3 protein-coding genes and 1 pseudogene are annotated in these 5,125 nt (G+C 55.5%); 1 reads left to right on the top strand and 3 read right to left on the bottom strand.

The features are described from left to right. Positions 1–1,277: Ig-like domain-containing protein (locus tag AN476_RS21965; RefSeq protein ID WP_157063853.1), on the top strand; the 1,277-nt coding region annotated here is incomplete at its 5' end. Between the two features lie 173 nt (positions 1,278–1,450). Here AN476_RS21965 and AN476_RS21970 read toward each other — a convergent pair. From AN476_RS21970 to AN476_RS23000, 3 genes and pseudogenes are all read right to left on the bottom strand, one after another. Then, positions 1,451–3,757 (bottom strand): methyl-accepting chemotaxis protein, encoded by a 2,307-nt coding sequence (locus tag AN476_RS21970; RefSeq protein ID WP_054463896.1) that lies wholly within the window; start codon positions 3,755–3,757, stop codon positions 1,451–1,453. A gap of 498 nt (positions 3,758–4,255) precedes the next feature. Continuing rightward, positions 4,256–4,684: pseudogene (locus tag AN476_RS21975) on the bottom strand (integrase core domain-containing protein); the annotation flags it as partial. A 42-nt stretch (positions 4,685–4,726) separates the two neighbouring features. Further along, the gene (locus tag AN476_RS23000; RefSeq protein ID WP_157063854.1) at positions 4,727–4,888 is read right to left on the bottom strand and encodes a hypothetical protein; all 162 of its coding nucleotides are present in this window, start codon (positions 4,886–4,888) and stop codon (positions 4,727–4,729) included. Between the last annotated feature and the right edge of the window lie 237 nt (positions 4,889–5,125).

Raw genomic sequence — 5,125 nt, forward strand, 5'->3', positions numbered from 1 at the left:
TGGCCTCCAGCGCCGGGCTTACGGATGTGACATTTGGCCTGAGCAATCTAGATGTGGTGGCGCCGACGGTGACTTTGACCACCAGTGCAACCTCTGTCGCGCCGGGTGAGACCTTTGAGGTCACGGCGACTTTCTCTGAAGCCGTTACCGGATTTTCCATGAATGATGTTGTGGTGAGCAATGGGTCGGTTGTGACGCTTGTCGGTAGTGGCAGCATCTATACGATCACGATCCGACCAACAGGAAGTGGAGATCTCGGGATTTCGGTTGCAGCCGGTGGGGCTCAGGACGCTTCCGGCACTGGCAATACCGCATCCACGGCAATCTCTGTTCAGAGTTCAACAGTTGAAGAAACCAGCCAGCTTATTGGTCAGTTTATGAATGCACGGGCGACCCAGTTGATCAGTAATCAGCCGGAGCTGACGGGCTTTTTGTCGGGTCTCGGGGCGGGGCAGAGGCAGGGGCAATTCAACCTCGCGGTGACCCAGGGGCGCGGTAATTTTGACATCGCGACCAGACCAGGGTCACGGATTTGGAGCCGATTACAGGGGGCAATTAGCCGTGAGGGAACGCGCGACAGTGCCTATGTTTTTGGGGCAATCGGCAGTCACTTTAAGGTCAATTCAAACCTGCTGGTTGGCGCAATGCTGCAGTTTGACTATCTGGATCAGGACGATGGGGCCTCCAATATCAAGGGCAAAGGCTGGCTGATTGGACCCTATTTTGTCACCAAGTTCCCAGATCACGATGTCTATGTTGAGGGGCGGGTGCTCTATGGTCAAAGCTCGAATGATGTCTCGCCGTTTGGAACCTATACGGATCAGGTCGACACAGAGCGCTTTTTGGCTTTACTGAAGATCTCGGGCGCGATGCTCTATGGCAAAACCACCCTGATGCCCAAGCTGCAGCTCGCCTATACCAGTGACGATCAGGAGGCCTATCGGGACAGCCTTGGCAATCTTATCCCAAGCCAGGGGATCGGTTGGGGGCAAGTTGAAATTGGGCTTGATTTTGAGACCCCGATTGCGATGCGCCGCGGCAATGGCGAGTTGCTGTTGTTTGGTGGCTTCAGTGCTATTGGCACCCATCTGAGGAAGTCGGGCAATGCGGTCTCGACGACATCTGAAGCCGAGGGCGGTCGTGCCAGGGCCGAACTGGGGGTGAGCTATAGGTTCGCGGACCAGGGAATATTTCAGGTCGAGACCTTTTATGATGGTATCGGCAGAAGCAACTACGAGAGTTATGGGTTGCAAATTGGGCTGGATCTGACGTTCTAGGCCGTTACACATTCGAAGGGTCAGAGCGCCGCTCAGGAGGGGCGCTCTTTCTGAAGGCTCAGGCTTGGGGCGGTGAGCAGTCGGCCGCGTTGATGCGCGTAGGATCTATGGCGGAGGGGAGACGGCCCAATCGGAGGCATCATCGGCGGTACGACCGGTGACCTTTGTGGCCCTTAGGCTGACAATGGCTCGTCCCAATCGGTGGTATCCCCTGCCTCTGTTGGGTTGGCGGTCCAACCTGTGGTTTGCTCATCGACCGGGCCTTCCGACAGGTTGCCCTGCCCAAGATCAAATCGGCTGACGATCCCCGACAGGCTGGTCGCTTCTTGCTGCAACAGCTGGCTAGAAGCAGAGGCTTCTTCCGCCATGGCAGCGTTTTGCTGGGTGACCCCATCCAGAGTTTCCATCGAGCCATTGATCTCCTCAAGACCCTCGGATTGTTTGCGTACCCCATTAGCGATCTCGCTCACCAAAGAGGAGACCTCGCTCACTTGAGTGATGATCCCTGACAGGGCATCCCCGGCCTGGCCTACCATCTCGACACCATTGGCAACATGGGTCTCGCTGGCCGAGGTCAGTTCCTGGATCTGTCCGGCGGCCGTCGATGTCCGCAAGGCCAGAGCACGTACCTCTGAGGCAACCACCGCAAAACCAGCACCGGACTGGCCTGCGCGGGCAGCCTCGACCCCGGCATTCAACGCTAGCAGGTTGGTCTGAAAGGCAATGTCATCAATCATATTGATGATTTTGGAAATTTCACGGGAGGTCTCCTGGATCTGGTCCATCGCGCTCACCGCTGCTGTCACAACCTTGGTGCTGCCTTCGGCCCCGGACCGGGTTCGACTCATGGCCCGATCCATCTGCGAAGCCTGTTCTGCCGTGGTTCCAATATTGGAGGTCAGCTCACGTAGCGCCGAAGCCGTCTGCTCCAGCGTCGAAGCCTGACTTTCGGTGCGATGCGCCATCTCATCGGCCGACGAACTTTGCTCCTGCGAGAACTTGCCGACATGTTCTGACGCGCTGATCACCTCGCCCATTGAGTTGCGCAGATTGACCAGGCTCTGGTTGAAGTTTTTGCGCAGGGTTTCATAGCTCTCTGCAAAGGGCGCCTGAATGTCACAAGCCAGATTACCGGCCTGAAGCTGCGACAGCGCTCGACTCGTCTCCTCCACCACTGCGGCGGTTTGCCGGGCAGCTTCCACCTCGCGGACGGCGGCTTCGTCTGCCTGCTTTAGCTTGTGGCGGAAACTGTCCAGGCTGCGGGCCAAATCCCCCAGTTCATCGCTGCGGGATTTTCCGGTGATGTCAGTATCATAGTCATCCTCGGCCAGCGCATTTGTCGCCTCACGCAGGGCCAGAATGGGTTTTGTGACCCGGCGGGCGGCGATCAGGGATACCACAATTGCAATCAACACAGAGCCACCAATAACCGCCATTGCCAGCAGGCGAATTTGGTTCAGCTCTGCAAAGGCTGCGGCCTCGTCGGTTTCCAGGACCAGCGACCAGGTAAAGCCAGGCAACCCCAGAGGTATCACCAGGGCGGTTGCGCTGCCCCCCGCCATGGCGGGAACCCCGTCAAAGCGGCCGGTTTCACCGTTGCGGGCGGCCTGAATCTGCGGCACATCCGGCAGAGCATCCATAACCCCAAAGCTATCCCCCTGCGCCGAGGGGCTGCGCGCCAACCCATCAGCACTGACCAGATAGATGTTCTGGTGCTCATGATCTGTCAGGTTCTTGGTCAAGGCCTGAACCACTCCCGCACTGCCCAAACGTACGGCGATCACACCAACTGTTTTTTGTCGTTTGTCCAGCACTGGGGTTGCCAAGAAGGCTGAAGGCAGGTCACCAGCGGGCCCGTAGAGGGCAAAATCGGAATGCACCACATGGCCCGGCTCAGCCGCTAGCGCCTCAGCAAACAACTGCCCCAGACCGGTTTCGGCCAATTCACCGCTGGCAAAGTTGTTGGCATAGTCGTCCAGCTTTTTGACCGAGTAGATCAGCAAGCCTTCCATATTAAAAAGATAGAGATCTTCGTAGCCATTCAATTCAACTGTGCGCTGAAAGGTTGGGTGATAGCTGTTATGGGACTGGCTGTAGTAGGATCCATCACCGGGATCGACGAGCTGCGCACGTTGATCCACCGGGTTGGGGTTTTCGCTGCCATAGACCCGTTTGAGATAGGCAATTGGGTCAGCTTCCTCGATCATGCCGATCACACGAGAAAAATTGCTGACTGCACGGAAAACTGTTGGCTGACTTGCTTGGCTCGCCAGGTTGGAATGGGCCGAAGAGATCAGGAACTCCAGCGCCTGGGCTCCGGCCTTGGCTTCTATCTCATGTGCCGAATAGATGTTTTTGCGAATGCTCTTCTCGGCCAAAGAAGAGATCAGAGAGGCAACAGTCACTAGAAAGGTTGCCGTCAGGGCTACCATAATCATCGGAAGCTTTGCCGAAAGGGGTAGCTTTTTTATCTTAAACATCGCCGGTTCCTTATCAATGCGGCCCCTTGTTCTTGGATTTCCAATGATCCTGGCTCTGGAACATCAAGGAGGGCTAACCTGAATGAAGCCCCAAAAAGGCTGACAAAAGGTTGATTTCTCCAAATTTGTGCGCGGATCGCACGGCGCTACCCAATTCAATGCCTCGATTGCCTAGGGAATTGACGAGACGGGTTTCAATTGCACCAGCCGCACCGTCGCTGTCGGCTTAAATCACTCAGCCTCTGCGTCTTGCAATGGAAGCTTTAGTCTGGACCGGCACACGAAACGGCTATGGCAACAGAGGGGGCATTCTGCAATGTCAATGCAGTGCTTGGAGGGCGCTAGTACTGCACGCATGAGGCAGTGTCCGAAACCAAATTCAGCCTTTTGGGTTCAGCCAACTAAATCGGTGAACAATCAAATAAGATAATTTGGTGGAGCTGTCGGGTAGAAGATCGAACCATTTCTTCCAATGTTTGGCTCATCTGGTTGGTTTGATTATGCGGCGCGTTGACTATGGTGCAAGCGTCGCGTTTCGAGCGTCTTTTGTTTGATCCTTTCCCTTTGTTCCAGAATGGCTTTGTTACGCCCGAAGTAGACATCTGCGGGTGTGAGGTTGCCCAGGTTCTCGTGGTAGCGTTGGTGGTCGTAGTGATCGACCAAGGCTTTGATCCGGGCCTCGAGATCGCCGGGCAGGAAGTAGTTTTCCAGCAGGATGCGGTTCTTCAAAGTCTGATGCCACCTCTCAATTTTGCCCTGTGTCTGGGGATGATAAGGTGCGCCCCTGCTGTGCATCATTCCTTTATCCTGCAACCATTCCGCCAGACCTCCAGAGACGTAGCTTGACCCGTTGTCGCTCAGCAGACGCGGCTTGTGAACGACGTGAACCTGGTCGCAGCCGCAAGTCTGCAAAGCCAGGTCCAAGGTATCCGAGCCAATCAACACCTTTGACCATTTGTAGTAAACGCCCTAGGAAATGCCCTCACGGCGGCAAAGCTCAGCTATACTGTTTTCGCCACGCAGGCCATCCAAGACGATCTGGATCTTCTCTTCCGAAGAATACTGCTTGCGGGTCCCCAGCTTTATCTCTTTGACGACCTTCTCGCCGTGGCTCGTGGTTGTCTTTCTCATCGTCCACTCCTCGGTCTCATCGTCCACTCCTCGGTGGTCACGATGAGCCAGAAACACTCTCTTATCAAATTGCCCTATTTGGACCCATAAGCGATGACGTCAGACACTAAAAAATTGGAACCTTCAAAAAATGTGGGGAAGTTAGTAAAGGCAATGTTGGTGGGTGGCTGGAGGCAGAGAGAGGCGGAAGAGCGAAAACAAAAAAGAAAGCTTGAGAATCTGACCTGCCCCCCGAAA

The sequence above is a fragment of the Phaeobacter sp. 11ANDIMAR09 genome, from assembly GCF_001294455.1.
Lineage (GTDB): Bacteria > Pseudomonadota > Alphaproteobacteria > Rhodobacterales > Rhodobacteraceae > Pseudophaeobacter.

Coding starts and splice junctions, on each gene's coding strand:
- AN476_RS23000 (WP_157063854.1), bottom strand. CDS start 4,888: ATGAGAAAGACAACCACGAGCCACGGCGAGAAGGTCGTCAAAGAGATA.
- AN476_RS21970 (WP_054463896.1), bottom strand. CDS start 3,757: ATGTTTAAGATAAAAAAGCTACCCCTTTCGGCAAAGCTTCCGATGATT.